The organism is Bradyrhizobium sp., from assembly GCF_049798375.1.
Lineage (GTDB): Bacteria > Pseudomonadota > Alphaproteobacteria > Rhizobiales > Xanthobacteraceae > Bradyrhizobium.
Window position 1 is genome coordinate 1 of record NZ_JBARGP010000759.1, and the last position, 2,101, is coordinate 2,101.

The window sequence follows — 2,101 nt, forward strand, 5'->3', positions numbered from 1 at the left end:
TCCTGTTGCTTGACGAGCCGACGGCATCGCTCGATGCGGCCAACCGCGCCGTCGTGGTCGACCTGATCGACGCCAAGAAGCGCGCGGGCGTGGCGATGCTGGCGATCGTGCATGATGACGAGATCCGCCACGCCATCGCAGATCGCATCGTCGACGTGACGACGTTTGCGGCCGCGGCATGAAGGAAAGATGAGACATGAGGTCAAGCAATTCCGAGATCGTGATCGGCAACGCTCGGGTCGTGCTGGCCGATCGGGTCATCGAGCAAGGCTGGGTGGCCGTTGCGCAGGGCAAGATCGCCGAAATCGGCGAGGGCACAGCGCCCGCGCACAGCGACGACGCGGCCGGCGATCTCATCATGCCGGGCCTCGTCGAACTGCACACAGATGCGCTTGAAGCGCATTTCGTGCCGCGGCCCAAGGTATACTGGGATCCGATCGCCGCCGTGATCTCCTACGATGCGCAGCTCGCAACGTCGGGCATCACGACAGTGCTGGACTCTCTGCGTGTCTGGACCGAAGAGGGCGCCAGCGGCGTCGACGGCGCCGCCGGCATGCTGGCCGACGCGATCGGGAATGCGCGCGACGACGGCCTGCTGCGTGCCGATCACTTCCTGCATCTGCGCTGCGAGGTGCCAATGCCGACGGTCGTCGAAGAAGCCAGGGCGATCGCGGGCCGTCCCGACGTGCGACTGATGTCACTGATGGACCATACGCCGGGACAGCGCCAGTTTCGCGACGAAGGCAAGCTGCGCGACTACTATCGCGGCAAGGGCGGCGGCAAGACTGACGCCGAGCTCGACGTGCTGTTTGCGCGACGAGCTGCTTACCAGCAAGAATATGCGGCGCCGAACCTGCGGGAGATCGTTGCCCTGGCACAGCGGCATAATGTTCCGCTCGCAAGCCACGACGATACGACGGACGAGAACGTCGCCGACGCGGTCCGGGACGGCATCGCCGTGGCTGAGTTTCCGACCACGATGGAAGCCGCGCGCGGGTTGCACCGCGCCGGCATCAGCGTTCTGATGGGTGCGCCGAACGTGGTGCGTGGCGGCTCGCACTCCGGCAACATCGCGGCGATCGATCTTGCGCAAGAAGGGATGCTCGACATTCTCTCGTCGGACTACATCCCGTCGAGCCTGCTGATGGGGGCGATGCAATTGCCAAGGCGCGTGCCCGCGATCGATCTGGCTGCGGCGATCCGCACCGTCACCAAGACACCGGCCGAGGCCGTGGGTCTGCCCGACCGTGGCGAGGTCGCTGTGGGCAGGCGGGCCGATCTGATCCGCGTTCAGGTTGCAGGCGATATTCCCGTGGTGCGCAGCGTCTGGCGCCAGGGACGGCGGGTGGCATGAGCGTGACAGCCACTCAGACCGATCAATTGATCAAGCTTGGCCCAGGCCGGCTCGTGCTGGTGGTCGGTCCGAGCGGCGCAGGCAAGGATACGCTGATCAATCTGGCGCGGGCCGAATGCGCCGGCGATCCCGACATCGTGTTTCCACGCCGCGTCGTGACGCGGAGTGCGTCGGCCTTCGAAGACAATGAAGAGATGAGTGCTGCGGCGTTTCGCCAGGCATTGGACGATGGCCGTTTTGCGCTCCACTGGGAGGCGCATGGTCATCGTTATGCCTTGCCGCGCGCGATCGACGACGATATTGGCGCCGGACGCGCCGTCGTCGTCAACGTGTCGCGCGGTGTGATCGATGCCCTCAGGTGGCGCTATGCCAATGTCATCGTGGTCGCGATCACGGCTCCCCCGGAGATTCTCGCCGCGCGGCTTGCTGCGCGCGGGCGAAGCAGCGACGCCGATCTCGACAAGCGATTGTATCGCGCGGTCGATGGGGCTGCGCTGGTGCCCGATGTCGCGATCGCCAATGTCGGTGACGCCCGGGAGCATGCTGCGGTTCTGACGCAAATCATCAAAGGTGAGCGCGGCCCGGCCAGGGCGCGAATGCTGAGTGGGAAGGGAGCGCAGAATGTCGATCGTCAGCACGATTGATCAGCTCGAGGCCATCTATGGTGAGACCGGCCTGTCGTCGACAGCCAAGGTTGCCGATCATGTCACGCCGCACTACCGGGTGATGATCGAGAAGTCGCCGTTC

Annotated in this window: 2 protein-coding genes and 2 pseudogenes; all 4 read left to right on the top strand. The window is 65.3% G+C overall.

The features are described 5' to 3' along the window. Nucleotides 1-182: pseudogene (locus tag WA702_RS29145) on the top strand (phosphonate C-P lyase system protein PhnL); the annotation flags it as partial. A 14-nt stretch (nucleotides 183-196) separates the two neighbouring features. Beyond that, nucleotides 197-1,354: an alpha-D-ribose 1-methylphosphonate 5-triphosphate diphosphatase gene (locus tag WA702_RS29150; protein WP_425113998.1), complete on the top strand. Its 1,158-nt coding sequence runs from the start codon at nucleotides 197-199 to the stop codon at nucleotides 1,352-1,354. Beyond that, nucleotides 1,351-1,998: a phosphonate metabolism protein/1,5-bisphosphokinase (PRPP-forming) PhnN gene (phnN, locus tag WA702_RS29155; RefSeq protein WP_425113999.1), complete on the top strand. Its 648-nt coding sequence runs from the start codon at nucleotides 1,351-1,353 to the stop codon at nucleotides 1,996-1,998. Before WA702_RS29150 ends, phnN begins: the two co-directional genes overlap by 4 nt. Then, a pseudogene (locus tag WA702_RS29160) lies at nucleotides 1,976-2,101 on the top strand (pyridoxamine 5'-phosphate oxidase family protein); the annotation flags it as partial. The gene phnN and the pseudogene WA702_RS29160, both read left to right, overlap by 23 nt.

What these genes read in the sequence shown, in the direction of transcription:
- WA702_RS29150 (WP_425113998.1), top strand. Translation starts at nt 197, where the DNA reads ATGAGGTCAAGCAATTCCGAGATCGTGATCGGCAACGCTCGGGTCGTG.
- phnN (WP_425113999.1), top strand. Translation starts at nt 1,351, where the DNA reads ATGAGCGTGACAGCCACTCAGACCGATCAATTGATCAAGCTTGGCCCA.